This is a genomic window from Streptomyces sp. SBT349 (assembly GCF_001083795.1).
Classification (GTDB): Bacteria; Actinomycetota; Actinomycetes; order Streptomycetales; family Streptomycetaceae; genus Streptomyces.
The window spans coordinates 1-25,955 of sequence record NZ_LAVK01000073.1 but is presented as its reverse complement, the minus strand read 5'-3'; the positions used below and the strand labels follow the sequence as shown (position 1 = coordinate 25,955).

The window sequence follows — 25,955 nt, the reverse complement described above, 5'->3', positions numbered from 1 at the left end:
GATGTTTTTTTTTTTTCAAGCAAAAGACGGAATACGAGATGCGCCTTAGTCTGTGGGCCTCGGAGATGTGTAAAAGAGAGCGGTGCCGGACAGCAGCAGCCCCGCCGAGAACGCGGATATGCCCGCCACCACGGGGCCCAGGGGTCCGCGCCGGTCGCACCACTGCCCGGAGACCACCATGCCCAGCAGGCTGGTGGTGAAGAACGCCGAGAAGGCGAAGGCGTACAGCGCCAGCCCGTCCAGCGCCTCGGCGGCGGCGGGCATCGCCGTGCCGACCGCCATGGCCTCGAACGCGATCAGCAGGATCGTGCTGACACAGCCCAGCGTCAGCGCCCGGTACGCGGGGCCCAGCACGCCCCCGCGCCCGCCGCCGGCCGATTCGGTCGTGGTCGCGGCCGACGGCGGTGAGGGAGGGGAGGCGGCATCGGTGTCAGTCTCGGCGTCGGTCATGGTGACACCGTAAGGAGCGAACCGGCGCCACGCCTATGGACCGGAACCCGGGACCCGCTCCGCCCTTGGTCGTAGGCCGGCCGGCGACCGCCCCGCGCGACCCCGCCCTACGAGGCCCCCACCGCGGCCTGCGGACGGATCGGCAGCCGGTTCACCGGGCGGCCCGTGGCCGCGCGGACCGCCGCGGCCACCGCCGCGGGCGCCACGACCAGCGGCACCGAGCCGGCCGCCTTGGCGCCGAACGGCGCCACCACGTCCCGTTCCTCCACCAGCCGCACGATCCGCACGTCGGGCGCGTCCAGCGCGGTCGGCAGCGCGTACCCCGCGAGGTCGGGGCGGCGCACCATCCCGCGGACCACCCGCAGGTGCTCGGTGAGCGCGGCGCCGATGCCCTGGGTGACCCCGGCCTCGATGCGGGCCCGCAGCTGCCGCGGGTTGAGCACGCGGCCGACGTCCTGCGCGACCGCCATCTCCACCACGCGGACCGAGCCCAGCTCCACGTCCACGTCCACCACCGCGCGGATCGCGGCGAAGGCCAGGCCGACGAACGCGTCCCCCTGGCCCGTCTCGTTCAGCGGCTCGGTGGGGTGCGGGCGGCACTGCGCGGTCGCCCACAGCTCCTTGCCCTCCAGCGCCTCGGCCACGGTGGTGCTCAGCACCCCGTCGTAGGAGGTGATCTTCCCGTCGGCGATCGACAGCAGCTCCGCGGACATCCCGAACGTGGCGGCCAGCGGCTGGAGGAGCTGGGTGCGGACCATCTTCGCGGCCCGCTCGACCGCGCCGCCCGAGACCCAGGTGTTCCTCCCCCGGCAGCCGGGTCCGGCCGGCGGCTGGTCGGTGTCGACGGGCGCCACCTGCACCTCGTCCACGCCGAGCACGTCCTGGACGATCTGCCGCGCCAGCGTCGCGAAGCCCTGCCCGGTCTCCACGGCGGCGCACAGGACCGTGGCCGTCGTGCCCTCGACCTTGACCGTGGCCGTGGACACCTCGTCCGTTCCCTCGGCGCCGAGCATGTGCACCATGCCCAGCGCGTACCCCACGCCGCGCCGCACGGAGCCCGGGTCGGCGGGGCCGTCGGGGCCGCCGGGCAGCAGCCAGTCCTCGACCGGGCCGTCCTTCGGCAGCGCGGGCAGCGGCGCCTCGCGGACGGCGGCCAGCAGCTCGGCGACGGGCGCCGGGCAGGTCACGGTCTGGCCGGTGGGCAGCAGGTCGCCCGTGGCCAGCACGTTGCGGGCGCGCAGCTCGGCCGGGTCGATCCCGAGCTGGGCGGCCAGCTTGTCCATCTGCCCCTCGTAGGCGGCGCACACCTGCAACGCGCCCTCGCCGCGCACATAGCCCGAGGGCGGGTTGTTCGTCCGCACCACCCAGCCGTCGACCACCGCGTTCGGCACGACATAGGGCCCGGCGGCGAACGAGACGGCCGCGGCCAGCGCCTCCGCCGAGTCGTCCGCGTAGGCCCCGGCGTCCATGAGCACCTGGGCCTCGACCTTGACGAGCTTCCCCTCGCGGTCGGCGTGGTGCCGGTAGCGCAGCAGCGTGGGGTGGCGGTGGCCGTGCCCGAGGAAGGACTCCTCGCGGGTCGCGGCGAGCTTGACCGGGTTCCCCGTGCGGATGGCCAGCAGCGCGAGCGGGAGCTGGAAGCCCAGGTCCTCGCGGTCGCCCAGGGCGCCGGGGACGCCCGTCACATACACCTTGACCTGCTCCTGCGTCAGGCCGAGGCAGGCCGCGAGCCGGTCGCGGTCGCCGTGCGGGTCGGTGCTGGCCGTGTAGACCTCGACGCCGCCGTCGTGGCGCGGCACGGCGAGGCCCGACTCGACGCCGATCGGCGCGGGGTCCTGGCGGCCGATGCGGTACAGGCCCTCCACGACCACCTCGCCGGTGGCCGCCGGGTCGCCGTGGCGCAGCGGGATGTGGCGGATCAGGTTCCCGTCGGGGTGCAGCGGCTCGGCCTCGAACGCCTTCTCCGGGTCGGTCACCGCGTCGAGCACCTCGTACTCGACCACGACGGCGGCGGCGGCCAGCCTGGCGGTCTCGGGGTGGTCGGCGGCCACGGCCGCGACGGGCTCCCCGTGGTACCGCACCCGCTCGGAGGCGAGCGCGGGCCGGTCCTGCACGGTCCTGCCGAGGCCGCCCTCGCCGGCCACCTCCTCGTGGGTGACCACGGACCGCACCCCCGGCATCCGGGCCGCCTCGGCGGTGTCGATGCGCTTGACGCGCGCGTGCGGGTGCGGGGAGCGCAGGACGGCGGCCCAGAGCAGGCCCTCGGCCCACAGGTCGGCGGTGTACGGATGGGTGCCGAGCACCTTGGCGTCCGCGTCGACGGCCGCCACGGAGGCGCCGAGGCCGTGCGGGGTGTCCCTGACCGGAGCGCCGCCACCCGCCTGGGCGCCGACCACGGTGACGGCCGCCGCGTCGCCGGCCTGGTATGTCATCACATGCCTCCTGCCGGGGGCCCGGCCTGGTGGGGGATGCGCGCCGGCTGGTCCTGCGCGCCCTGGGCCTCGGCACGGGCGGCGCGCTCGTCGACGACGGCGCGCACCGCGTCGAGCACGCCCCGGTAGCCGGAGCAACGGCACAGGTTGCCGCAGAGGGCCTGGCGGGTTTCGAGGTCGGTGGGCGAGTGGTTGCCCTCCAGCAGGTCCGACACGGTCATGGCCATGCCGGGCAAGCAGAAGCCGCACTGCACGTCGGAGGCGGCCAGGGCGCGCTGCACGTCGGAGGGGGCGCCGTCGGTACCCAGCCCCTCGACGGTGCGGATCTCGCTGCCCGCGGCGGTGCCGGCGGGGACCAGGCAGGCCGCCACCAGCCGGCCGTCGACCTGGACCGAGCAGGCGCCGCACTCGCCCTGGGAACAGCCGTCCTTCGCCCCGGCGAGCCCGAGCCGTTCGCGCAGGACGTAGAGCAGGGACTCGCCGATCCACGCTTCGGAGACGGGGCGGTCGGCACCGTTGACGCGCAGGACGTAGGAGATCTCGGGGTGCTCGCTGCGGCTGCCGTCGGCCTCGTCGCCGCCCTGGGCACCCCTGCCTCCCTGGGCGCCGCCCTTCACGCCCTTGGCGCCCTTGCCGCCCGGGGCGTCGGCGACGTCGAGGGCCGTGGCGGACACCGCGGCCTCGGGCGCCGGGGGCCTGGTCGCGGGGCCCGGCTCGGCGGGGTGCGGCTCGCCGCCCTGGGGCGAGGACCACGGAGCCGGGGGGCTCGCCTCGCCGCCCCGCTCGGGCGGCCAGGGGCTGGTCTCGTGCGGTCCCGGGCCGGGCTCCTGCCCGGGAGGGCCCTCGCCGAGGCGGCGACGGCCGCCGGCCAGCGCCGCGGCGCCCTGGCCCATGGCCGCGACCCGCGAGGGGCCGCCTCCGCCCCCGGCCTGGTCGCCCGCGTCGGTCCCGTCCGGGGTGCCCCAGGAGAACGGCATGGTCCACTGCCCGGTCTCGCCCGGGTCGGTGGTGGCCTCGGTGGTGGCGGGCGGCGAGGCGGGCCCGCCGATCTCCGGCGGCTGGTACCCGTGGCCGGGGGCGGCGAGCGGCTCGCTCCCCGACTCCCGCGGGTAGCCGCCCGGCAGCTCTATGAACGCGGTCGCCTCCGCGTCGTACTCCCCGCCCCAGCCCGGCATCGGGCCCTGGGCGTTCTCCTCAGGCTGCTGCTCGTCGCTCATCGAAGCGCCCTTCCGAGTCCACGGCGGGCCAGTGTTGCCACGGTACGCCTCATATGCAGGACGGCGGGGGGGAGTTGGGCAGGTTCGCCGCCGTCTTCCGGAGGCGGGGGATCGGGGATGCAGGCCATGCCGACGTAGTCGCCGAACGCGGCCAGCGCCTCGGGGGCGAGGCCGCGCTCCCCGTCCCAGTCCACCAGCGAGGCGACCCAGCGCTCGGCGTCCAGCGGGCGCAGCGGCATGGGGGCCACGGCGCCGACCGCGCAGCGCACCTCGCGGCGGACCGGGTCGAGCACCACGGAGACCGAGGCGAGGGCGCGGGCCGGGCCGGTGCGGCTGGTGGCCTTGAGGAACGTCTGCGGCGCGTGCAGCAGCGGCACCCGTACATGGGCCAGCAGTTCGCCGGGGCGCAGCCGGTCGCGCCCGGCCAGCAGGTGGCTGACGGGGATCTGGCGGCCCTCGCCGTCGGGGCCCGCGACCAGCAGCGTGGCGTCCAGCGCGGCCAGCACGGGGAGGGTGTCGCCCGAGGCGGCGGCGGTGATGATGTTCCCGCCGAGGGTCCCGGCGTTGCGCACCTGCGGCGGCCCGGCGGAACGGGCGGCGGCGGCCAGCGCGGGGATGAGGGCGGCGAAGTCGGGGCGGCTCATCCTCGCGTGGGTCAGGCACGCGCCGAGCAGCGCGTGCCCGTCCTGGTAGGCCCAGCCACGCAGCTCGGCCAGACGCCCGAGCCCGACCAGGGCCGCCGGGCGCAGCAGCCCGGCGTTGACGCCCGCCATCAGGTCGGTGCCTCCGGCGACGGGGACCGCGGCGGGGACCTCGGCCAGGGCGGCGACCGCCTCGTCCAGTGTGGCCGGGAGCGCGACGAGCTGGGCCGTCTGTGGTGCGTGCGGTGCGTGGGTGCTCAATCCAGCTGCCCCTTTCCGGTCGTCCCGGCTGCCGAGCCGTACGGTACGTGCTGGGAGCCGGGACGTGGCCACTCTGGCATATTTTCCAGCCCGGCAGACGCCGGGGTGGCCCGGCCGTCCGCCTGCGCCCTCGGGCACCGGACGAGCACCGCGGCATCTCACACGATCAGGGCATACGCGGCGTTACTTCTTGCCGCCGCCGCCCTTGCCGCCGTCCTTGCCACCGCCGCCGCCGAACGAGCCCATGGACTCGTAGATCTCCTTGCACATGGGGCAGACCGGATACTTCTTGGGGTCGCGGCCCGGCACCCAGACCTTGCCACAGAGCGCGACGACGGGGGTGCCGTCCAGCGCGCTCGCCATGATCTTGTCCTTCTGGACATAGTGGGCGAAGCGCTCATGGTCGCCATCGCCGTGACTCGTCTGCGGCGTGGGCTCGACGAGAGTGCCGGTCCCCGTTCCGCGCTCGGGCTCAAGAGTGCTCATGGGCACCAAGCCTAGGCCCTGCCGGGGCGATCTTCGAGGCTCGGCCCGCGTTGCCGGACACGGTGCATCACGGCTCGAACACGGGGGCGCTCCCGGGACCCGAGGGGCCCCGGGGAGGCGCGGGCGCGAGGAGATCGCGCGGACGGCACGCCCCGTTGAGCGGCTAGTTGAGCGACGGGTCGTCCGGGTAGGTCGCGAGCAGCGCCAGGCTGCCGTGCTGCCGGCGCAGCACGGCGCGCCACAGGCGCTCGGGCTCGGGCACCGAGACGTCGCCCGGCTCGGACTCGACGACGTACCAGGCGCCCTCGTCCAGCTCGCGTTCCAGCTGCTCGGGGCCCCACCCGGCGTACCCGGCGAAGATCCGCAGGCTGCCCAGCTCGGCGGCCAGCACCTCCGGCGGCGCCTCCAGGTCGACGAGGCCGATGGAGCCGTGGACCCGGCGCCAGCCCAGCGGGCCCACGCCCGGCACCACGGCCAGCGCGAGCGCCGCGTCGAGCGCGACCGGGCCGCCCTGGAAGACGACCCCGGGCTCCCCGGCGAGCGCCGCCCACGGCTCCAGCACCTCGGACACGCCGACGGGGGTCGGGCGGTTGAGGACCACCCCGAGGGCCCCCTCGCGGTCGTGGTCGAGGAGCAGGACCACCGAGCGGTCGAAGTTGGGATCGGACAGCGCCGGGGCGGCAACCAGCAGCTGCCCGGTGAGCGAGGACGCCTCGGTCATGAGGCCATGATTCCGCATCCCTCCGGGTACTGGGGAGTGGTGTCCCGGGCCCGCCCCGGGGGGCCGCCGGGGAGCGCGCACTACGATTCCGGTGGCCTTCACGCTCCCTACGTTCAGATCGTGAGTTCCATGAACGACGACGTACTGCTTGTTCACGGCGGCACCCCGCTCGAGGGCGAGATCCGCATCCGCGGGGCGAAGAACCTGGTGCCCAAGGCGATGGTCGCGGCGCTGCTCGGCGAGACCCCGAGCCGCCTGCGGAACGTGCCGGAGATCCGCGATGTGCGGGTGGTGCGGGGGCTGTTGCAGCTGCACGGGGTGACGGTCCGCGGCGGCGGGGAGGAGGGCGAGCTGGTGCTCGACCCCTCGCGCGTGGAGCGCGCGAACGTCGCGGACATCGACGCGCACGCCGGTTCCTCGCGGATCCCCATCCTCTTCTGCGGGCCGCTGCTGCACCGCCTCGGGCACGCGTTCATCCCCGGCCTGGGGGGCTGTGACATCGGCGGCAGGCCCGTGGACTTCCACTTCGACGTGCTGCGGCAGTTCGGCGCGGTGATCGAGAAGCGCGACGACGGCCAGTACCTGGAGGCGCCGCGGGGCCTGCGCGGCTGCCGGATCAAGCTGCCCTACCCGTCGGTGGGCTCGACGGAGCAGGTGCTGCTGACCGCGGTGCTGGCCGAGGGACTGACGGAGCTGTCGAACGCCGCGGTGGAGCCGGAGATCGAGGATCTGATCTGCGTGCTCCAGAAGATGGGCGCGATCATCTCGATGGACACCGACCGCACCATCAGGATCACCGGCGTGGACCGGCTGACCGGCTACACCCACAGCGCGCTGCCCGACCGCCTGGAGGCCGCCTCGTGGGCGAGCGCGGCGCTGGCGACCAAGGGCAGCGTCTACGCGCGGGGGGCGAGCCAGCGCGAGATGATGACGTTCCTCAACGTGTTCCGGAAGGTGGGTGGCGCGTTCGAGGTTGACGACGCGGGGATCCGCTTCTGGCACCCGGGCGGCCCGTTGAACGCCATCGCGCTGGAGACCGACGTGCACCCGGGCTTCCAGACCGACTGGCAGCAGCCGTTGGTGGTGGCCCTGACCCAGGCGTCGGGTCTGTCGATCGTCCACGAGACGGTGTACGAGTCGCGGCTCGGGTTCACCGAGGCGCTCAACCAGATGGGCGCGCGGATCCAGCTCTACCGGGAGTGCCTGGGCGGGACGCCGTGCCGCTTCGGCCAGCGCAACTTCCTGCACTCCGCGGTGGTCTCGGGGCCGACCACGCTCCAGGGCGCCGATCTGGTGATCCCGGACCTGCGCGGCGGCTTCTCGTATCTGATCGCGGCGCTGGCGGCGCAGGGCACGTCGCGGGTGCACGGCATCGACCTGATCAACCGCGGATACGAGAACTTCGTGCGAAAGCTGGACGATCTGGGCGCCAAGGTCGAACACCCGTAGCGGGCCCGTTCCCGGAAGGGAACGGCTCATGGCATGCGAAGAGGTGGCCCCCCGGGCGGGGGGCCACCTCTTGTCGCGCTCATGGGGCCGTCACTTGCCCTTGGCGGCTTCCTTCAGCTTGGAGCCCGCCGACACCTTGACGCTGTACCCGGCGGGGATCTGGATGGGCTCGCCGGTCTGCGGGTTGCGCGCCGTACGGGCGGCGCGGTGGGTCCGCTCGACGGTCAGGAAGCCGGGAATGGTGACCTTTTCGTCCCCCTTGGCAACGACCTCCCCGATGGTCTCGGCCAGGGCCGCCAGCACCGCGTCGGCGTCCTTCCGAGTCACCTCGGCGCGCTCGGAAAGAGCGGCCACCAGCTCACTGCGGTTCATATTTCGTACTCCCGTGTTCATCTTGCCAATGAGGCGTGAGATCGAGGCCGATGCTGCCAGGGCCCACTGACAGTGCCCGGACCCGGGTCTGCCTGCCGTAAACCCCTCGCCCGGATACGCATCCTGCCCCCACCAGTGGCGGGAAGGCCAATCCGGCACCGGCGGGGGTCACACGAAGAGCGCTGCTCGTCTCGCCGGTGACGTTCCCGAGGCTGTGCCTCCCGGTCACCCTAAGGGTCACCCGCGCGGCAGCGGCAACCGACTCGCCTACGCGCCGAAGACGCCTTGCGCGGCTTCGCGGACCGCGCCGGCCACGGCGCCCGACACCCTCTCGTTGAAGACGCTGGGCACGATGTAGTTGGCGTTGAGCTCGTCGAGGCCGACGACGTCGGCGAGCGCGCGGGCGGCGGCGAGCATCATGGCGTGGTTCACGGTGCGGGACTGGGCGTCGAGCAGGCCGCGGAACACACCGGGGAAGACCAGCACGTTGTTGATCTGGTTGGGGAAGTCCGAACGGCCGGTGGCGACCACGGCGGCGGTCTGCCGCGCGATGGCCGGGTCGATCTCCGGGTCCGGATTCGCGAGCGCGAAGACAATGGCCCGGTCCGCCATGGCGGCGACGTCCGCCGCGTCGAGCACGTCGGGGGCCGAGACGCCGATGAAGACGTCCGCGCCCACGACGGCCTCCTTCAGAGTGCCGTGGACGCCCTCGGGGTTGGTGTTGTCCGCGATCCAGCGCAGCGGTGAATCGCCGTCGGCGCCCACCAGATCGGCGCGGCCCGCGTGGACCACGCCGTGGATGTCGGAGACGACGGCGTGCTTGACGCCCGCCTCGATCAGCAGTTTGAGGATGGCGGTGCCGGCCGCGCCCGCGCCCGACATCACCACGCGGACCGCGCCCAGTTCCTTGCCGACGACGCGCAACGCGTTGTGCAGGGCGGCCAGGACGACGATCGCCGTGCCGTGCTGGTCGTCGTGGAAGACGGGGATGTCCAGGGCCTCGCGCAGCCTCGCCTCGATCTCGAAGCAGCGCGGCGCGGAGATGTCCTCCAGGTTGATCCCGGCGAAGCCGGGGGCGATCGCCCTGACGATCTCCACGATGGCGTCGGTGTCCTGGGTGTCCAGGCACAGCGGCCAGGCGTCGATCCCGGCGAACCGCTTGAACAGCGCGGCCTTGCCCTCCATCACCGGAAGCGCGGCCTGGGGGCCGATGTTGCCGAGGCCGAGCACCGCGGAGCCGTCGGTGACCACGGCGACGCTGTTGCGCTTGATCGTCAGCCGCCGCGCGTCCTCGGGGTGGGCGGCGATCTGCGTGCACACCCGGGCGACGCCGGGGGTGTAAATCATGGACAAATCATCGCGATTGCGAATCGGATGCTTCGAACTCATCTCGATCTTGCCGCCGAGGTGCATGAGGAACGTACGGTCGGAGACCTTGCCGAGGGCCACGCCCTCGATGCCGCGGAGCTTCTGGACGATCTCGTCCGCGTGCGCGGTGGAACTCGCCGCGATGGTGACGTCGATGCGCAGCTTCTCGTGGCCCGAGGCCGTGACGTCGAGGCCGGTGACCGAGCCCCCCGAGGACTCGACCACGGTCGTGAGCTGGCTCACCGCCGTGCCACTGGCCGGGACTTCGAGCCTGACCGTCATCGAGTAGGAGACACTGGGCGCCGTTGCCATGGGTCGACTTCCTTCACTTTCCTGTTGCCGCCCCCCAAGTCGCTGTCACCCTACGAGAGCTGGGTCCCCGGTGAAAGCCGGGACGGCCGACCGATATGACCGTAACAGGATGCGCGGGGGGACGCCGCCGAGACGGCGGGGAGAACGGGGCGCCGAGAGGAACGCGGCACGTCCGGAAGTCGAGGGCACCGACCCGCCAGCTCGCCTCGCGGCAAGTGGTCGCTCGTGGCGACAATGGTTGGGCCCGGGGGCATGGAACGGGCCGGTGCCTCACCCAGGCTACCGCACTCACGCTCGGGGTCAACCGGTCGCCAAACCGCTGGTCAGGGCGCCACCAGCAGGGCGGGGAGCCCGTCGGGAGCGGCCTCGCCGCCCTTCTCGCCGTCCTGCCGGTCACCGGGCGTGGAGAGCACCGTGAGCCGCTGCGTGGCCCGGGTGAGGGCCACGTAGAGCACCCGCAGCCCGGCCGGCGACTCCCCCGCGATCTCGCCCGGGGCGACCACCAGGGTGGCGTCGTACTCCAGCCCCTTGACCTCCAGGCTGCCCAGCACCACCAGGCGCCCGTCCGCGACCTCCCCGGCCAGCCAGCCCGCCGCCTCCGCCCGGCGGCCCATGGCGACCACGACGCCGACCGTGCCCGGCACCTCGGCCAGCAGGCGCGCGGCCTCGGCGCGCACCGCGTCGTCGAGGGAGCCGCCCCGGGACACGGTCGCGAAACGGGGCGCGACGCCGGTCTCGCGCACCGCGCGCGGGGGGCGCGTGCCGGGGGCCGCGCGCTGGAGAACGCCATCCGCAACACGAGCGATCTCCGCGGGGTTGCGGTAGTTGACGGTCAGCTCGAACCTGCGGCGGGGCCTGGTGCCCAGGGCGGCGTCCCTCTCGGCCGCCGCCTCCTCCGGCGCGGGCCAGGAGCTCTGCGCGGGGTCCCCCACCACGGTCCAGGTCCCCTGCCTGCCGCGCCGCCCGACCATGCGCCACTGCATGGGGGTGAGGTCCTGGGCCTCGTCCACGATGATGTGCGCGTAGTCGGCGCGCTCCCCCTCGCGCTCCGCCGCGTTCCGGCGCGTGGCGGCACGATCGGCGTAGGTGGTCACCTCCGCGAGCCCGGTGAGCTGGTCCAGCGGGTCGGCCTCGCGGGAGCGGGCGGGCCGGGGCGGGGAGCCGAGCAGGGTCCGCAGCTCGTCGAGCAGCGCCACGTCGTGCGCCGAGAGGCCCGTGCCCTCCGGGGTGATCCTGCGCAGCGAGCGGGCCAGCTGCCGCACCTCCCGCGGGCGCAGCAGCCGCCGCGCCCAGCGGCCGAGCCGCTGCTCGTCGGTCATGGCCGCGAGCACCTGGAGCGGGGTGACCTCGGGCCACCAGGCACCGAGGAAGTCGATGAACGCGTCCTCGGTGCCGACGTCCTCGGTGAACGCCTCCCGCGCCTCGGCGGCCAGCGCCGGGTCCGGGTAGCGCGAGGGCGCGCCCGACTCCTGCCACAGGGCGTCGAGCAGCAGCCGCCTGGCGCGGGGGCGCAGCAGGTTGACCGGGGCGGTGCCGCCGAGGGTCTGCTGCCGCACCCGGGCGAGGGTCTCGCCGTCCAGCTCGACCCGGCGGCCGAACGCCACCACGCGCAGCCGCGCGGGCGCCCCCGGCGCCTCCAGCACTCCGCGCGCCGCGCGGGGCAGCACGCGCGCCATGGCGGCCGAGCCCTTGACGCGGGCGACCGCCTGGTCGTCGTAGGAGTCGGCGGTCACGCCGTCCACCAGGTCGCCCAGCGCGCGGATGGCCACCTGGCCCTCCTCGCCGAGCGAGGGCAGCACGCCCTCGGTGTAGGAGACGAGCAGCGGGGTCGGGCTGACCACGAGGATGCCGCCCGCGTAACGGCGCCGGTCCTGGTAGAGCAGGTAGGCGGCGCGGTGCAGGGCGACGGCGGTCTTGCCGGTGCCGGGGCCGCCGGTGACCTCGGTGACCGAGACGGCGGGGGCGCGGATGACCTCGTCCTGCTCGGCCTGGATGGAGGCGACGATGTCGGTCATGCGGTGGCCGCGGGTGCGGCCCAGGGCGGCCATCAGCGCGCCGTCGCCGACCACCGGCAGCTCGGCGCCGTCCCGCAGGGCGCGCAGCTCGGGGCGGAGCAGGTCGTCCTCGACGCCGAGCACGCGGCGCCCCTTGCTGCGGATGACGCGGCGGCGCACCACCCGGCCGGGGGCGACGGGCGTGGCGCGGTAGAACGGCGCGGCGGCCGGGGCGCGCCAGTCGATGACCAGCGGGACGTAGTCGGCGTCCAGGACGCCGAGGCGGCCGATGTGGAGCGTCTCCGCGATCTCCGCGGTGCGCCCGCCGTCCCCGGTCTCCGTCACGGCGTCGTCGGCGGGCTCGACGGAGGTGATGGCGCCGTCGGGGCCGCGTTCGCCGTCCTTGCCCGCGAGCAGGTCGATACGGCCGAAGAGGAAGTCCTCGAACTCGCTGTTCAGCCGGGCGAGATGGAGACCGGCGCGGAAGACCTGGGCGTCCCGCTCGGCGAGCGCCCCCGGGGTGCCCACCTGGACGCGGCGGGCGGCGTCGGCCATGAGGTACTCGGCCTCGTGGATCTTCTCCGTCAGCCGCCGGTAGACCGCGTCCAGATGCCGCTGCTCGTCACGGATCTCCCGTTCCCGAATGTCCAATGCCCGGGCCCCCTTCTCGCTCACGCCGAGGCAGCGGTCCACCGTACGCGACTTCTGCGGCGTTCGCGCGGGTCAGGGCACCACTCGGCGCGTGCGGGGGTGCGTGAGCCGGCGCATTGCGGGGGTTTGGGGCCCGGTGCTCCTCAATCCCCGTACTTCCGCCCGTCGAGCGCCGGGTCGAGGGCGAGCCGGTAGCCGCGTTTGACCACGGTCTGGATCAGCGCGGGCGCGCCGAGCGCGCCGCGCAGGCGGGCCATGGCGGTCTCCACGGCGTGCTCGTCGCGGCCCGCGCCGGGCAGCGCGCGCAGCAGCTCGGCGCGCGGCACCACCCAGCCCGGCCTGCGGGCCAGCGCCCGCAGGAGCGCCATGCCCGCCGGCGGGACGGGCCGCAGCCGCCCGTCGACCACCACGGCGTGGCCGCGGATCTCCAGGCGTCTGCGGGCCACCATCAACGGCTCGACGCGGCTGGGCAGTTCCTCGCAGAGCAGTTGGACGAGCGGGCCGAGCCGGTAGCGCTCGGGGCGGCGCGTGGGCACGTCGTGGGCCTGGAGCGGCAGCGCGGTCACGGGGCCGACGCAGGCGGCCAGCACCCGGCGGCGGAGGCCGGCGAGCAGCGGGTCGAGCAGGCCGCGTTCCTCCGCGCGGCGCAGCAGGGAGGCGGCGGCGGGGGCGCTGGTGAACGTGACGGCGTCCAGGCCGCCGGCCACGGTCGTGTCGATGAGCCGGTCGACGGGGCCGAGGTCCTCGGGCGGCATCCACCGGTAGACGGGGACCTCCACGACCTCGGCGCCCGCCTCCCGCAGCGCCTCGATGAACCCGGGCAGGGGCTCGCCGTGCAGCTGGAGCGCGACGCGCGCGCCGTGCACCCCCTCGTCCAGAAGGCGCTGGAGGACCTCGGCCATGGACTCCGAGGCCGGGAACCACTCCTCCGTGAGCCCCGCCGCGCGCACGGCGCCGCGCACCTTGGGGCCGCGGGCCAGCAGCCGGGTGCCCCCCAGGGTGCGCAGCAGCTCCTCGCCGATGCCCCAGCCGTCGGCCGCCTCCACCCAGCCGCGGAAGCCGATGGCGGTGGTGGCCACGACCACGTCGGGTGCCCGGGTGACCAGCGCCCGGGTGGCGTCGAGCAGCTGGTCGTCGTCGGAGAGGGGCACGATGCGCAGCGCGGGCGCGTGCAGCACTTCCGCGCCCCTCCGCTTCAGCAGCGCGATCAGCTCGTCGGCGCGCCGCGCGGCGGTGACGCCCACGGTGAACCCGTCGAGTGGCCTGATCTCCCGCCGCCCGGCCGGCGCCCCCGCCGTGTCAGCTCCGCACATCCGTTCCGCCCGTCGGTCGTCGTTCTCTGGTACCGAGCCTGTCAACGCGGCATGACGGCCCTGGTTCCCACCGGTTTCCCCGACGTTAAGCGCCCCGCGTCCCCCGGCGCTCACACGCCCGCGTACGCCGGAGCCTCCGCGCTGTCGCCCCCGAGGCCGCGCGCCGGCGCCGCGGCGCCGCCCCGGGCCCCGGACGAGTGACGCAGGTATACGAACCAGGTGACGAACGAGCACGCGGCGTAGAAGGCGAGGAACGCGGCGAAGGCCGCGGTGCCCGAGCCCGTCGAGAGGAACGACTGGCGGAAGGCGAGGTTGATGCCGAGGCCGCCCAGCGCGCCGACCGCACCGATCAGGCCGATGGCCGCGCCGGAGAGGCGGCGGCCGTATGCGGCGGCGGCCTCGCCCGACAGCCCCCGGGCCAGCGCCTTGGCGTGGTAGATGCCGGGGATCATCTTGTAGGTCGAGCCGTTGCCCAGGCCGCTCAGGACGAACAGGCCGATGAAGCCGACGAGGAAGACCGGCAGCGACTCGCCGACCGAGGCGGCGATCACGACGCCGGTGGCCACGGCCATGCCCGCGAAGGTGAACAGGGTGATCCGCGCGCCGCCCCAGCGGTCGGCCCAGGAGCCGCCGAGCGGCCTGATCAGCGACCCCAGCAGCGGCCCGATGAAGGTCACCGCGGCGGCCTGGAGCGGGGTGCGGTCGAACTCGTTCTGGAGCACGAGGCCGAAGGCGAAGCTGTAGCCGATGAACGAGCCGAAGGTGCCGATGTAGAGGAACGACATGATCCAGGTGTGGCCGTCGGTGACCGAGTCGCGGGCGGCGCCGGTGTCGTTGGTGACCGGGGCGAGGTTGTCCATGTGGCGCCAGGCCAGGACGGTGGCCAGCACGATCAGCGGGGCGTAGACGGCCAGCAGCACGCGCGGGCTGCCCTCGCCCGCGGTGGCGATGACGAGCAGGCCGACCAGCTGGACCACCGGGACCCCGATGTTGCCGCCGCCCGCGTTGAGGCCGAGCGCCCAGCCCTTGCGGCGCAGCGGGAAGAAGGAGTTGATGTTGGTCATCGAGGAGGCGAAGTTCCCGCCGCCGACGCCGGTGAGGACCGCGACCAGCATGAACGTGGTGTACGACGTGCCCGGCTCCATCACCGCCCAGGCGGCGGCGGTCGGCAGCAGCAGCAGCGAGGCGGAGACGGCCGTCCAGTTCCGGCCGCCGAACCGCGCCACGGCGAAGGTGTAGGGCACGCGCGCGATCGCGCCGACCAGGGTGGCCACCGAGACCAGGAAGAACTTGCCGGCCGCGTCCACCCCGTACTCGGGGCCCATGAACAGCACGAGCACGGACCACAGCGTCCAGATGGAGAAGCCGATGTGCTCGGCGAGGACGGAGAAGACCAGGTTCCGCCGGGCGACACGTTCACCCGTCTCTCGCCAGAACCGCTCGTCCTCCGGGTCCCAGGTCTCGATCCAGCGCCCCCCTCGGCGGGCGGCGGCGGGCTTGGCGGATGGCATGGCGCCTCCTTCGGTGATCGGGAAGCCGTCCCGCTCGACGGTAGGCAGGCCGCGTTTCCGTCCCGTGCCACCAGGTGACGCGGACGAAACCTCGCCCTCACCCGGCCCGCGCCCCCGCCGTGAGCGCCCGGGGCGGCGCCACCCCGGACCGCCGGGACCGGCGCCCGCGTCGCGTCAGCGCTCCCACCGGCCGGGCACCGGCGCGGGCCCCAGACTGGTGCTCTTGGCGGGCATCCCGGCGCCGCTCGCCGCGCCCGCCCAGATCTGGTCCCAGGTCGGCGGCGGCAGGATCAGCCCCACCTCGCCCGGGTCCGGGTAGCCGCTGGTGTACCGCGGCGCCGGCGCGATGCCCTGGTCCTCGCAGAGCGCCGGGATGAGCACGTGGTCGCTGATGGCCGCGGGCAGTTCGACCCACTCGGGCGGCACCGAGCGCAGCCGCCCGGCCATGGCCACCGGCGAGATCTCCGAGAGGCCCCACGCCTGGCCGCCGCCGGTCAGCAGGAACGTTCCGGGCCGGGGCACGGGCTTGGCGCCCGGCGGGTACGCGTTGACCCGGGCGATTCCGGCCGCCGTCCGCACCGCGCGCTCGATGTCGAGCCCCGGCACCACCCGGTGCGTCGCGTTGAGCGTGAGCGGATAGCGCCGGTGGTCGACGACGAGCGCGAGCAGCCGGTCGGTCACCGCTCCCGGGTGGGCCCGGTGCAGGCGCCGCGCCGCCTCCAGGCGGTGGTGCCCGTCGGCCAGCAGCACGGGCGCGAGCGCCGGCGGGTCGGCCGTCCAGGAGGCGTCGCAGGCCCACAGGCGCTGAACGCCGCCCTCGGGCGTGGCCAACTCCTGGTCGGCGGTGCCCTTGACGGTCTGGTCGATGCACGGCGAGAACGGGCTGAGGTCGGGCGCCGCCAGCAGCAGCGGCTCGATGGAGCCGCCGCGCCGCCGCAGCAGCCGCGCCTGGAGCCGCACGTCGGACTCGCCGACCTGCTGCCGGCGCAGCACGTGCCCGGTCTCGACGCCGTCCAGGCTGAGCGATCCGATGACGCCGCGCTGCTGGATCTCGCCCGCCGCGTCGCGCCGTTCGAGCACGTAGTAGCTGGCGCGGCCCAGCGGCTGGGCCAGCACGCCGTGGAAGGGAAGGAGCAGATCTGTCCGTGGGGCCGGGGTCCCCGGGGGGACCAACGCGGGGAACAGGTCAGGCGGCAGTGTGCTCCTCCTCCTTCGAGGACGGGGCTACCACCACCGGACGCAGAGTGTCCATGGCCTTCCGGAGCACGGCCTCCAACTCCTGAGGGCCGTCGGCGACAGCGGTGACGAAGCCATGTCCGGCGACCCGGCTGGTGGTCTCCGGAACATGGCTGCCGATGGGGACGCCGATCTCCACCCGGGTCACGCCCGGCAGTCCCCGCGCCTCCTGAAAGCCGTCCACGCCTTCGAGAAGGCCGGGCGGCAGCCGCAGGAAACGGATCCCCACGAACCGGTCGGCCGGAGCCGGGGCCGGAGCGGGAAGTCCGAGCACGGTGGCGATCGTCAGAGCCGGGATGTCGGTCCCGGCGGACAGCAGCAGGTCGCTGATGTGCGCGCTGCCCGGGTGGGCGTGCGACTCGACCAGCCGGGGGCCGCTCCCGGTGAGGATGACCTCGGTCTGGGAGGGACCGCTGCGCTGCCCCGCGGTGTTGAGCGTGGCCTGGACCAACTCGTGGATCCGCTCGGTGGTTTCCTCGTCGAGATCCGCCGGCAGGTCGTAGCCGGTCTCCGGCCACCCGGGGGTGCCGGTGGTGTGCTTCCTGGTCACGGCCAGGATGGTGTGCACTCCGGCCTGGGAGTGCGCCTCCACGCTGTACTCGGGCCCTTCGAGGAACTCCTCGACGATCAGCGCGGGTTCGGGAGGAAGATCGGCGGCCAGGAGCGCCGCGTCCGCCGCGGCGCGCAGCAGATGGACGTCCTGGCCGCCGAACCCGGTACGCGGCTTGGCCACGCACGGGAAGCCGACGCGTTCGGCGACGGCTGCGAGGTGCGAGGCGCGGTCGCAGTGCTCGAACCGGACGGGGGCACCGGTGAGCTGGTTGACCTTGCCGCGCAGGGCAGCCTTGTCGGTGAGGTACGCGACGGCTGCATGGGGGTTGCCCGGGAAGCGCAGCGCCTCGTTCGCCCGTGCGGCGACCAGTGCGCTCGGCTCCGCGAACCCGAACACCGAGACCCGGTCCGAGAGGTTGGCGAGGTGCCCGATGGCCATCATCAACCGGGGGTGGTCCCCCCAGTCGACCGTGAGGGCCAAGTCGGCCGCCGCGGCAGCCTCCCGAACGTCGGGGAGGGCCAGGTCGGGTGACAGCACCAGCGTGCGCGCGCCGATACGGCGGGCCGCTTCGACCTCGGCGGGCCGCGGGCTGAGCAGGACCGCCAGAGGAGTCTGGGGCGCCATGGTGCCGCCTCCTCAATCCTTTAATCCTGGGGGCGTTGCCCGGACGGCTGCGAGGGCATCGGATGGGCTGTCAGCGGGGGTGTCGCTCGGTGTTCCGGGTCACCACCACACGTTGCCGGTCGAGGCCGCGGCAGCGGTGCTCTCGTCCGCGGAGCCCGACAGCTGGGCGGCGGCGAATCCGGTCGAGGCGGCCGCGATCACGAGTGCGGCGACAACACTCAGAGCGAACTTCTTCACAGTTTCCCTCTTCCGTGTCCACAGAGGCGAACATGAGTGGCATGGTGACCCCCATCATGCTCACGAGCTTTCACGAGGAAGTCGATAGCGTCGCTGTGGCATCATCTCGCCTGTCAGGTTGACGCCAGGGGCTGGCCGATGTCGTTCAAGGAAGAAGAGCGTGCACGAATCCGGCGAAATAGACGCAGCGGCCACCAGAGTCTACCGCCTCCGTGTGATCCATCCCACGGACTCGGTGGAACAGATCGCGGCACGGTCCGGCCTGAACGCCGAAGAAGTGAAGGACGCGGAGTCACGGCTCTTCGCCCTCGGCCTCCTGCGGTCCTCGCCCGGCGGCGGCCGGGTCGCGATCAGCCCCGAGAGCGCCGCCGACGCCCTGCTCGCCCCCCTGGAAGCGGACATCCTCCAGCGCCGCATCGCCATGGCCACCACCCGGGCGCGCCTGCACTCGCTCTCCGGCGACTACCTGGAGGCGCGCAGCCTGCGGTCGGCGAAGAGCAGCGTCGAGGTGGTCGAGGGCATCGACAACATCCGCGCCGTGCTGGACGACCTGGCGCGCACCTGCATGACGGCCCTGGACGCGATGCTCCCCGGCCGAGTGCCGGAGGAGGCGGTGCGCGCCGCCACCCCGCTGGACCTGGAGACCCTGGAGCGCGGCGCCAAGGTGCGGCAGCTGTACCAGCAGACGGCGCGCGGGCACTGGCCGACCGTGCAGTACGCGGAGACGCTGGTCGGGGCGGGTGCGCAGGTACGGATCACCAGCGTGCTCCCGGCCCGCGTGCTGATCTACGATCACAGTTGTGCCGTGCTCCCCATCGACCCCGGCGACACGGCGGCGGGCGTCGCGCTGATCCGCGACCCCGCGGTACTGAGCTTCCTCCAGCAGCTCTTCGAGCACTACTGGGACAGGGCGCTGGAATTCTCCGAAGCGGAGCGGAAGACGGGCTCGGAGCCGGTCGGCGTGGAGCGGGATGTGCTCCTGCTGATGGCGGCGGGTAAGAAGGACGAGGCCATAGCGCACCAACTCGGCGTCTCGCCCCGCTCGGTCAGCCGGGTGGTCGCGCGGCTGATGGACCGCCTGGACGCGGACAGCCGGTTCCAGGCGGGCACGCGCGCCGCGCTCAACGGCTGGCTCTCCTGACGGTCGTCACCCGCGGCACATCCGCTCCACCCCGCACATCCGCTCCACCCCGCACACACGGTCCACACAGCACTCTCGTTCCATCCAGCACCACCGGTGCGCACGGCACTCCGGCGCGCACGGTACACATGGCACCCCGGCTCCGTTCTCGACCAGAAGGGCAGGGACGTTGTCCCACTCGATCGACGACGAGATCGACGCGGTCACGGTACGGGTCTACCAGCTGCGCGTGACCCATCCGACCGATCTCGTCAGCCAGTTGGCGGCGCGGGCGGGGGTGACCGCCGCGGAGGTCTCGGCGGCCGAGGAACGGCTGGCCGACCTGGGGCTCCTCCAGCAGTCGCCCGGCGGCGGCTGGGTCGCGATCAGCCCGGAGAGCGCCGCCGACGCGCTGCTCGCGCCCCTGGAACAGGACGTTCTCCACCGCCGCATCGCCATGGCCGCGACGCGGGAGCGGCTGCACTCGCTCTCCGGCGACTATCTGGAGGCGCGCTCCCTGCGTTCCGCGGGCAGCAGCGTCGAGGTGGTCCGCGGCATCGACAACATCCGCGCCGTCATCGACGACCTGGCGCGCACCTGCGTCTCCTCGCTCGACGCGCTGGTACCGGGCGGCGGGCAGCCCGAGGCGGCCATCAGCGCGGCGACGCCCCTCGACCTGGAGCTGCTGGGGCGCGGGGTGCGGATCCGGTCGCTGTTCCAGCACAGCGCGCGCCGGCACCGGCCCACCGTGTCCTACGCGGAACGGATCAACGCGGCCGGCGCGCGGGTGCGCAGCGTCGGCGTGCTCCCCTCCCGCCTCCAGATCTACGACCGCGTCTGCGCGGTGCTCCCGCTCAACCCCGGCGACACGGCGTCAGGCGCCGCGCTGGTCAGGGACCCGACGGTGGTGGGCTTCCTGTGCCAGCTGTTCGACCACTGCTGGGACGAGGGCGTGGAGTTCACCGAGGTGGAGGTGGAACGGGGGCCCGAGCCCTCGGGACTTGAGCGGGAGGCGCTGCTGATGCTGGCCGCCGGGCGGAGCAACGAGGAGATCGCCGACCGGCTCGGCCTGGCCCAGCGGTCGGTGAGCAGGCTCGTCGCCCAGCTGATGGCGCGGCTCGACGCGACCAACCGCTTCCAGGCCGGAGTGCAGGCGGCCTCGCGCGGCTGGCTGTCCTGACCCGGCGCCTCGCGCCGCCCGGGGCCGCCTGTGCCCGGGGCCCGGATCAACGGGCCGCGGCGAGCCGTTCGCGGACGGCCGGGACCACCTCCTCGGCGAAGACGTGGGACTGCCGCTCCCGGTCGCGGCTCGGCCAGAACACGAAGGCGTTCATGCCGTGGTCGGTGTACAGGCCGGTCAGCGTGTCCACCCAGTGCGCCACGGGGCCGTTGAACCGGTCCTCCGCCGCCGGGGTGATGGTGCCCATGAGGTTGTAGAGGCGGACGATGCGGCCGGGGTCGCGGCCCGCCTCCCTGGCCGCGCCGTCGATGGCCGCGTTCAGCCCGGGGAGCCGCTCGGGCGGGACATAGGGGCTGGAGACCGACCAGCCGTCCGCCGTGGCGCCGAGCAGGCGCAGGGCCCTCGGCCCGACCACGCCGAGCCAGACGCCGATCTCGTGCGCGGGGCGCGGTCCCGGGCGGGCGGCGGGCACGGAATAGTGGGCGCCGTCATGGGCGTAGGGGGCGCCCGCCCAGGCGGCGCGGATGATGTCGATGGCCTCGCCGAGCGCCGCCCGCGCCTCGCCGGTGGACCGGCGGGGGCCGCCCATCCCGGCGATGGCGTCGGGGAATCCGCCCGCGCCCAGGCCCAGTTCGAACCGGCCGCCGGAGAGCAGGTCGATCGAGGCGGCCTGCTTGGCCAGCATCGCCGGGGGGCGCAGCGGCAGATTGGCCACGTTGGGGAGGAACCGCACCGACTCGGTGGCGGCGGCGAGCCACGTGATCAGCGTGAAGGTGTCCACGAAGTCGGCCTGGTAGGGGTGGTCCTGGACGCCGACGTACTCCAGGCCCGCGGTGTCGGCGAGCGCGGCGATCCGGCCGGCGGCGGGCAGGCCGGCGACGTGCGGATCGACGTTGAGGCCGAACGCGACGGGGCGCGGGGGGAGGGGGGCGGTCATGGTGTGCTCCGGGGTTCGTGTCGCTCGGGTCGTTCGTGTCGTTCGGGCCGTCGTGTTCGTCGTGTTCGTCGTACGTGCCTGGTCAGCGTTCCGCGATGCGGGCCAGGGCGCGGGCGAGGAGGTCCTGTTCCTCGGGGGTGAGCCGGTCGAGCAACAGCTCGCGCACGACCCGCACCTGCACCGGCACGGCCCGGTCCAGCGCGGCCCGCCCGGCGGGGGCGAGGGTGACGAGCACGCCGCGCCCGTCGTCGGGCGCGCCCGCGCGGGTGACCAGGCCCTGCCCCGCGAGCCGGGCGACGAGTCTGCTCAGGGACGGCTGGGTGAGCCGGACGGCCGGCGCGAGCTCCTTGACGCGCAGCCCCGGTGGCGGCGCGTCGCCCAGGCGGACGAGGACCTCGAACTCGTTGACCGCGAGGCCGCAGGAGGCGGAGAGCGCGGCGCCCAGCTCCTCGCTGATCCGGGCGTGCGCGTCGGCGAGCGCGGTGAAGGCACGGGCGCAGGAGGCCGCGGTGTGGTCCACCCGCTACCCCGGGAGCCCGGTGAGGGTGGCCAGGGTCGCGGAGATGTTCTCCTCCTCGTACTCCAGGTGCGGGAGCAGTTCGGCGGCGAGCCCCTTGAGCGCGGCGACGAGCCGCCCCCGGACCGCCGGTTCGTCCGGCCCGCCGAGACCGCCGGCGGCGGCCTCGACCTCGTCGAGCAGCCCCGAGACCCGGCGGTGATCGGCCTCCAGGCGGTCGATCACCGGGCCGAGCGCCGGGTTGCCGCGGCGCAGCGCGGGGAAGAGCATCGAGGATTCGAGGCCGTGGTGGCCGTGGACGAAGCGGCAGTACCGCAGGCAGTTGATCTTCAGCTGCCAGAGCGGACCCTGCGCGGCCAGCGACCTGAGCCCCGCCCTGACCTCGTCCGCCGGCAGCCCGGCGGCCACCCGGTCCGCCAGCCGCTCCACGACCCCGAGGTCGCGGCGGATCATGTCGTGCACCCAGCGGAGCTCGGTCACCAGGGCCTCTCCCCGCGGGTTCGGCACCCCGGGCGGCGGCGCGGTCATCGCGGGGTCCCGCCGCCGGCGCCAGCTATATACATACGCATGCATCTAGTCTACGCCGGGCCCTCCGAACCGCCGGGGCAGACGCCGCCGAGAAGCGGCAGGTCACGGCCGGCGGCGGGCAGCCAGGCGCCGGCGGGGCGCTCCAGCCAGCGCTCGGCCACGGCCAGGCGGCGGGCCGCGGCGGTGAGCGCGGCGAGCCCGGGATGGCTCAGGCCGCGCCGCCAGACCATCGAGACGGGGATCAACGGCACGGGCCCGGTGAGCGGGCGCAGCACCATCCCGGGCACCACGGCGAACACCTCGCCCGCCAGCACGGACCAGCCGCGCTTCCGGACCACCCGGCCGAACTCCGCGTCGCCCTCGATCTTCGGGAACGGCGCGGCCACGCCGATCCCGCGCCCGGCGAACAGCGCGCGGGCGTAGTCGGTCCACTCGGCCGTCTCCTCGTTGCCCGCCGCCGCGTACAGGCTCTCCCCCGCCAGCGCCCGCAGCTCCACCTCGTCGCGCGCGGCCAGCGGATGCTCCGCGGGCAGCAGAACGGCCGCCCGCTCGTAACGGATCAGGGCGTGGCCGAGCCCGGCGCGCAGCGCGGGCGGCAGCCCGGCGACCCGGCCGAACGAGACGTCGAGGCGCCCGGCCGCCACCTCGGCGGCGGCCCTGACCAGGCCGCTGTGGAAACGCGCCACGAACTCGACGTCCGGCGCGGCCTCCCGCGCCGCGGCCAGCACGCGCCGGCCGGTGGAGACGGGGGCCGCGGTGTCCACCACCAGCGGCCGGTCCCCGCGCGCGGCGACCGCGTCACCCAGCTCGTCGTGGGCCGCCAGCACCCGGCGGACCCGGGGCAGCAGCCGCTCGCCCTCGGCCGTGAGCGCCACATGCCGGGTGTCGCGCGTGAACAGGGACACGCCCCACGCGCGCTCCAGGCGCCCGATGTCGCGGCTGAGCGCCTGCTGGGCCACGAACAGCCGGGCGGCGGCGCGGGTGAAGTGCAGGTCCTCGGCGACGGCCACGAAGGCACGCAGCAGTCGCGGTTCCGTGTCATGGGCCACGGGAACCATTCTCGCCCGAGGCGTCGATTGACAACGGATCCGCGTGAATGTGCCCTGATCAGGTGTTGGACGCCGGGGCGGCGCCCCCGGGAGGGTGAGCGCCATGCCGCACTCCCCCGCACGCTCCCCGGCCCGTTCCTCCTACGCGCGGCTGCTCGCCGAGCCGGACGCCCTCGCGTTCACCCTGCCGGGGCTCCTGGCCCGGCTGCCGATGGCCATGTTCGGGGTGGCCGCCGTGCTGATGGTCACCGCGCGCCACGGCTCGTACGCCCTGGCCGGGGCCGTGGTGGCGACCGGGCTCGCCGCGTCGACCGTCGGCGCGCCGCTCGTCGCCCGGCTGGTGGACCGGCGCGGGCAGCGGCGCGTCGCCCTGCCCGCCGCGGCGATCGCGGCCTGCGGCCACCTGGCCCTGCTGGTCTGCGTGGCGGCCGGGGCGCCGGTGTGGACGTACTTCGTCTGCGTGCTGCCGACGGCCGCCACGCCCAACACCGGCGGCATGTCCCGGGCCCGCTGGGCGCACCGCTTCCGCTCGGGGACCCCGGAGGCGACCTCTGCCCGGCACACCGCCAACGCGCTCGAACAGGCCATGGACGAACTGTGCTTCATGGGCGGGCCCGTGCTCGCCGCGCTGCTGTGCACCGCGCTCTTCCCCGAGGCGGGCACGCTGGTGGCGGCGGTGCTCCTGCTCGGCGGGACGGCGGCGTTCGCCGCCCAGCGCGCCACCGAGCCGCCGGTGGCGGACGCGGGCGCGCCGACCGGGCCGGGCCCGCTGCGGACGCGGGGCGCGGTGCCGCTGCTGGCGGCGTTCGTCTGCGCGGGGGCGGTGTTCGGCGCACTGGAGGTGGTGACCATCGCGTTCGCCGACGAGCAGGGGCGACGCGCCTGGGCCGGTCCCGTGCTCGGCGCCCAGGCGGCGGGCTCCGCGGTGGCGGGGCTGCTGTTCGGGCTGGTGGCCGTGCGGGGCTCCGCCCGCCCGCGCTTCGCCGCGTGCACCGCGGCCATGGCGGCGCTGATGACGCTGCCCGCGCTCGCCGCCGGGGCCGGGTCGCTGGCCCTGCTGGCCCCCGCCCTGCTGATCGCCGGGATGGCCACCGCCCCGTCGATGGTCACCGGCATGACCCTGGTCCAGGACACGGCCCCGGCGGGCCGCCTGAACGAGGCCATGACGCTGGCGGTCGCGGCGCTCCTGGGCGGCATAGCCCTCGGCTCGGCGGGCGGCGGCGCGCTCGCCGACGCCGGAGGCGCGGCCCTCGCCTTCTGGCTGCCCCCCACCGCCGCCTGCGCCGCGGCCCTGGTGGCGGCGGCCGGCGCCTACAGGGCCCGCAGGAAGTCCGCCGCGAGCGGACCCGCGTCCCTGCCGCCCGAGCCGCCGTCCTCCAGCATCACCGCGAAGGCCAGGTCGCGCTCGCCGAGGTAGCCGATCATCCAGGCGTTGGTGGACAGTTCGCCCTCCTCGTCGCGGAACTCGGCGGTCCCCGTCTTGCCGTGCGGCGTGCCCGCGAGCCCGTCGAGCGCCGAGGCCGAGCCGTCCGTCACGGTCTCCCGCATCATCGTGCGCAGCGCGTCGACCGTCTCCGCGCCCAGCTCGCCCGCCGCCTCCTGCCGCTCCTGAACCGCGTCGGGCACCAGCACCGGCTGCCGGAACGTGCCCTCGGCGACGGTGGCCGCCACCGAGGCCATCACCAGCGGGCTGGCCTGCACCTGGTCCTGGCCTATGAGCGAGGCGGCCAGCTGGTTCGGCGACTGCGCGACCGGCACGGCCCCGTCGAAGGTGACCGCGCCCACGTCCCACACCGCGCCCACGCCGAACGCCTGGGCGGTGACGGAGAGGGTGTCGTTCCCGAACCGGTCGAGGTTGTCGATGAACGCCGTGTTGCACGACTCGGTGAACGCCTCGCGCAGCGTCGTGTCGGGTCCGAGCTCGAACTCGCCCTGGTTCTCGAACCGCTGGCCCTCCACGGTGGCGTACCGCGGGCAGCCCAGGGTGTCGTCCATGCCGGTACCGCCTTCGAGCAGCGCGGCGGCGGTGATCACCTTGAAGGTGGAGCCGGGGGCCAACTGCCCCTGGAGCGACCGGTTGAACCCGTCGGCCGGCCAGTCCGCGGCGGCCAGGACGTTCCCCGTGGAGGGCTGGACGGCGACGATGGAGCCGTCCCGGCCCAGGTCGTCGAGCGCCGCCTCGGCCGCCCGCTGGACGGCCAGGTCGATGGTGGTCTCCACGGGCGTGCCCGGCTCGCCCCCCTCGCGCTCGTGCAGGGTCTCGACGGCGTCGCCCGACTCCCGGTCGGCTATGACCACGGCGGCGGCCGAGGCACCGGCGAGCTGCTCGTCGTACCGCTCCTGGAGCCCCGAGGCCCCGGCGCCCGTCTCCGGGTCGAGCCCGCCCACCAGGGGCCGCGCCGCGTGGGCCAGCGGGCGCGTGTCCTCCTGGAACTGGAGCCCCGCGACGGCCCCGAGCGCCTCGGCGTGCTCCTGGAAGACGGCGTCCCTGAGCGTGACCACCGGCACCGCCTGGTCCGGGTCCGACGCGGCCACCCGGTCGCGCAGCGCACCGGTGTCTATCCCCGCGTCCAGGTCGTCGAGCGCCGCGTACGCCGCGTCGGGGTCGCTGAGCCGGGCGGGCCATATGCTCACGTCCCACACGGTCGAGGGCCCCGCCAACTCCTCACCCCCGGCGGCCAGAACGGGGGCGCGCTCGGCGTCCTCCACGGTGAGGACCAGCGTCTGCCCTTCCGCGAGACGCGGGTGGGCCACGGCCGACTCCCAGCGCACGGTCCAGTCGTCGTCGCCGTCGCC

General features: G+C 74.6%; 21 protein-coding genes and 2 pseudogenes. 4 read left to right on the top strand and 19 right to left on the bottom strand.

Annotated elements, in window-relative coordinates:
* Positions 1–78: 78 nt before the first annotated feature.
* The 6 genes and pseudogenes from ADY01_RS12025 to ADY01_RS12000 form a co-directional block, all read right to left on the bottom strand.
* Positions 79–450 (bottom strand): annotated as a pseudogene (locus ADY01_RS12025) (MFS transporter); the annotation flags it as partial.
* Between the two features lie 107 nt (positions 451–557).
* Positions 558–2,882: a xanthine dehydrogenase family protein molybdopterin-binding subunit gene (locus ADY01_RS12020; protein ID WP_078900219.1), complete on the bottom strand. Its 2,325-nt coding sequence runs from the start codon at positions 2,880–2,882 to the stop codon at positions 558–560.
* Positions 2,882–3,433, bottom strand: a pseudogene (locus ADY01_RS41810) ((2Fe-2S)-binding protein); the annotation flags it as partial. The pseudogene ADY01_RS41810 and the gene ADY01_RS12020, both read right to left, overlap by 1 nt.
* A 662-nt stretch (positions 3,434–4,095) precedes the next feature.
* Entirely contained in the window at positions 4,096–5,001 is a 906-nt protein-coding gene (locus tag ADY01_RS12010; RefSeq protein ID WP_049570479.1) for an FAD binding domain-containing protein, read from the bottom strand.
* Between the two features lie 183 nt (positions 5,002–5,184).
* Positions 5,185–5,487 (bottom strand): DUF3039 domain-containing protein, encoded by a 303-nt coding sequence (locus ADY01_RS12005; protein ID WP_049570477.1) that lies wholly within the window; start codon positions 5,485–5,487, stop codon positions 5,185–5,187.
* 163 nt (positions 5,488–5,650) lie between these two features.
* Positions 5,651–6,208, bottom strand: coding sequence for a YqgE/AlgH family protein (locus ADY01_RS12000; RefSeq protein ID WP_049570475.1), 558 nt, complete (start codon positions 6,206–6,208; stop codon positions 5,651–5,653).
* Between the two features lie 129 nt (positions 6,209–6,337).
* Here ADY01_RS12000 and murA point away from each other — a divergent pair, with 129 nt between their 5' ends.
* A complete protein-coding gene (gene murA, locus ADY01_RS11995) occupies positions 6,338–7,657 on the top strand; it encodes a UDP-N-acetylglucosamine 1-carboxyvinyltransferase (protein ID WP_049570473.1) in 1,320 nt (439 codons plus the stop codon).
* 90 nt (positions 7,658–7,747) lie between these two features.
* On the opposite strand, the gene ADY01_RS11990 is transcribed toward murA, so the two are convergent.
* The 8 genes from ADY01_RS11990 to ADY01_RS39075 form a co-directional block, all read right to left on the bottom strand.
* A complete protein-coding gene (locus ADY01_RS11990; RefSeq protein ID WP_049570470.1) occupies positions 7,748–8,029 on the bottom strand; it encodes an HU family DNA-binding protein in 282 nt (93 codons plus the stop codon).
* A gap of 267 nt (positions 8,030–8,296) precedes the next feature.
* The gene (locus tag ADY01_RS11985) at positions 8,297–9,709 is read right to left on the bottom strand and encodes an NAD-dependent malic enzyme (protein WP_049570467.1); all 1,413 of its coding nucleotides are present in this window, start codon (positions 9,707–9,709) and stop codon (positions 8,297–8,299) included.
* Between the two features lie 323 nt (positions 9,710–10,032).
* Positions 10,033–12,354: a HelD family protein gene (locus ADY01_RS11980; RefSeq protein WP_199826215.1), complete on the bottom strand. Its 2,322-nt coding sequence runs from the start codon at positions 12,352–12,354 to the stop codon at positions 10,033–10,035.
* Positions 12,355–12,497: 143 nt separating this feature from the next.
* Positions 12,498–13,667: a uroporphyrinogen-III synthase gene (locus tag ADY01_RS11975; RefSeq protein ID WP_049570464.1), complete on the bottom strand. Its 1,170-nt coding sequence runs from the start codon at positions 13,665–13,667 to the stop codon at positions 12,498–12,500.
* 110 nt (positions 13,668–13,777) lie between these two features.
* A complete protein-coding gene (locus ADY01_RS11970; protein ID WP_049570461.1) occupies positions 13,778–15,178 on the bottom strand; it encodes a nitrate/nitrite transporter in 1,401 nt (466 codons plus the stop codon).
* A 174-nt stretch (positions 15,179–15,352) separates the two neighbouring features.
* Entirely contained in the window at positions 15,353–16,294 is a 942-nt protein-coding gene (locus ADY01_RS11965) for a DUF1015 family protein (protein WP_049570459.1), read from the bottom strand.
* Positions 16,295–16,364: 70 nt separating this feature from the next.
* Positions 16,365–17,591 carry an ATP-grasp domain-containing protein gene (locus ADY01_RS11960; RefSeq protein ID WP_049570458.1) on the bottom strand — a complete coding sequence of 409 codons (1,227 nt, stop codon included), beginning with the start codon at positions 17,589–17,591 and terminating at the stop codon, positions 16,365–16,367.
* A 99-nt stretch (positions 17,592–17,690) separates the two neighbouring features.
* Complete coding sequence (locus tag ADY01_RS39075) at positions 17,691–17,828, bottom strand: hypothetical protein (protein ID WP_159001165.1); 138 nt, start codon at positions 17,826–17,828, stop codon at positions 17,691–17,693.
* 214 nt (positions 17,829–18,042) lie between these two features.
* Between ADY01_RS39075 and ADY01_RS11955 the strand changes: the two genes are divergently transcribed.
* Positions 18,043–18,969, top strand: a complete 927-nt coding sequence (locus ADY01_RS11955; protein ID WP_078900222.1) for a helix-turn-helix transcriptional regulator — start codon at positions 18,043–18,045, stop codon at positions 18,967–18,969.
* A gap of 169 nt (positions 18,970–19,138) precedes the next feature.
* Positions 19,139–20,128: a helix-turn-helix domain-containing protein gene (locus ADY01_RS11950; protein ID WP_234320184.1), complete on the top strand. Its 990-nt coding sequence runs from the start codon at positions 19,139–19,141 to the stop codon at positions 20,126–20,128.
* A 46-nt stretch (positions 20,129–20,174) separates the two neighbouring features.
* Here the strand turns inward: ADY01_RS11950 and ADY01_RS11945 are convergent, their stop codons facing one another.
* The 4 genes from ADY01_RS11945 to ADY01_RS11930 all read right to left on the bottom strand — a co-directional run bounded on the left by ADY01_RS11945 (position 20,175) and on the right by ADY01_RS11930 (position 23,168).
* Positions 20,175–21,065, bottom strand: a complete 891-nt coding sequence (locus ADY01_RS11945; RefSeq protein WP_049570456.1) for an LLM class flavin-dependent oxidoreductase — start codon at positions 21,063–21,065, stop codon at positions 20,175–20,177.
* Positions 21,066–21,147: 82 nt separating this feature from the next.
* Entirely contained in the window at positions 21,148–21,585 is a 438-nt protein-coding gene (locus tag ADY01_RS11940; protein ID WP_049570454.1) for a MarR family winged helix-turn-helix transcriptional regulator, read from the bottom strand.
* Between the two features lie 3 nt (positions 21,586–21,588).
* On the bottom strand, positions 21,589–22,062 hold the full coding sequence (locus tag ADY01_RS11935; RefSeq protein WP_159001163.1) for a hemerythrin domain-containing protein: 474 nt from the start codon (positions 22,060–22,062) through the stop codon (positions 21,589–21,591).
* 98 nt (positions 22,063–22,160) lie between these two features.
* Positions 22,161–23,168: a LysR family transcriptional regulator gene (locus ADY01_RS11930; RefSeq protein ID WP_049570449.1), complete on the bottom strand. Its 1,008-nt coding sequence runs from the start codon at positions 23,166–23,168 to the stop codon at positions 22,161–22,163.
* A 94-nt stretch (positions 23,169–23,262) separates the two neighbouring features.
* Here ADY01_RS11930 and ADY01_RS11925 point away from each other — a divergent pair, with 94 nt between their 5' ends.
* The gene (locus ADY01_RS11925; RefSeq protein ID WP_049570448.1) at positions 23,263–24,576 is read left to right on the top strand and encodes an MFS transporter; all 1,314 of its coding nucleotides are present in this window, start codon (positions 23,263–23,265) and stop codon (positions 24,574–24,576) included.
* Here ADY01_RS11925 and ADY01_RS11920 read toward each other — a convergent pair.
* Positions 24,471–25,955: penicillin-binding transpeptidase domain-containing protein (locus tag ADY01_RS11920; RefSeq protein ID WP_049570443.1), on the bottom strand; the 1,485-nt coding region annotated here is incomplete at its 5' end. The genes ADY01_RS11925 and ADY01_RS11920 overlap by 106 nt on opposite strands.

Bases quoted from the DNA above. Each gene is read 5' to 3' on its own strand.
- ADY01_RS11925 (WP_049570448.1), top strand. From the start codon at position 23,263: ATGCCGCACTCCCCCGCACGCTCCCCGGCCCGTTCCTCCTACGCGCGG.
- ADY01_RS11990 (WP_049570470.1), bottom strand. From the start codon at position 8,029: ATGAACCGCAGTGAGCTGGTGGCCGCTCTTTCCGAGCGCGCCGAGGTG.
- ADY01_RS11985 (WP_049570467.1), bottom strand. From the start codon at position 9,709: ATGGCAACGGCGCCCAGTGTCTCCTACTCGATGACGGTCAGGCTCGAA.
- ADY01_RS12020 (WP_078900219.1), bottom strand. From the start codon at position 2,882: ATGACATACCAGGCCGGCGACGCGGCGGCCGTCACCGTGGTCGGCGCC.
- ADY01_RS11975 (WP_049570464.1), bottom strand. From the start codon at position 13,667: ATGTGCGGAGCTGACACGGCGGGGGCGCCGGCCGGGCGGCGGGAGATC.
- ADY01_RS11930 (WP_049570449.1), bottom strand. From the start codon at position 23,168: ATGGTTCCCGTGGCCCATGACACGGAACCGCGACTGCTGCGTGCCTTC.
- ADY01_RS12005 (WP_049570477.1), bottom strand. From the start codon at position 5,487: ATGAGCACTCTTGAGCCCGAGCGCGGAACGGGGACCGGCACTCTCGTC.
- ADY01_RS11960 (WP_049570458.1), bottom strand. From the start codon at position 17,591: ATGGCGCCCCAGACTCCTCTGGCGGTCCTGCTCAGCCCGCGGCCCGCC.
- murA (WP_049570473.1), top strand. From the start codon at position 6,338: ATGAACGACGACGTACTGCTTGTTCACGGCGGCACCCCGCTCGAGGGC.
- ADY01_RS12000 (WP_049570475.1), bottom strand. From the start codon at position 6,208: ATGACCGAGGCGTCCTCGCTCACCGGGCAGCTGCTGGTTGCCGCCCCG.
- ADY01_RS11970 (WP_049570461.1), bottom strand. From the start codon at position 15,178: ATGCCATCCGCCAAGCCCGCCGCCGCCCGCCGAGGGGGGCGCTGGATC.
- ADY01_RS11945 (WP_049570456.1), bottom strand. From the start codon at position 21,065: ATGACCGCCCCCCTCCCCCCGCGCCCCGTCGCGTTCGGCCTCAACGTC.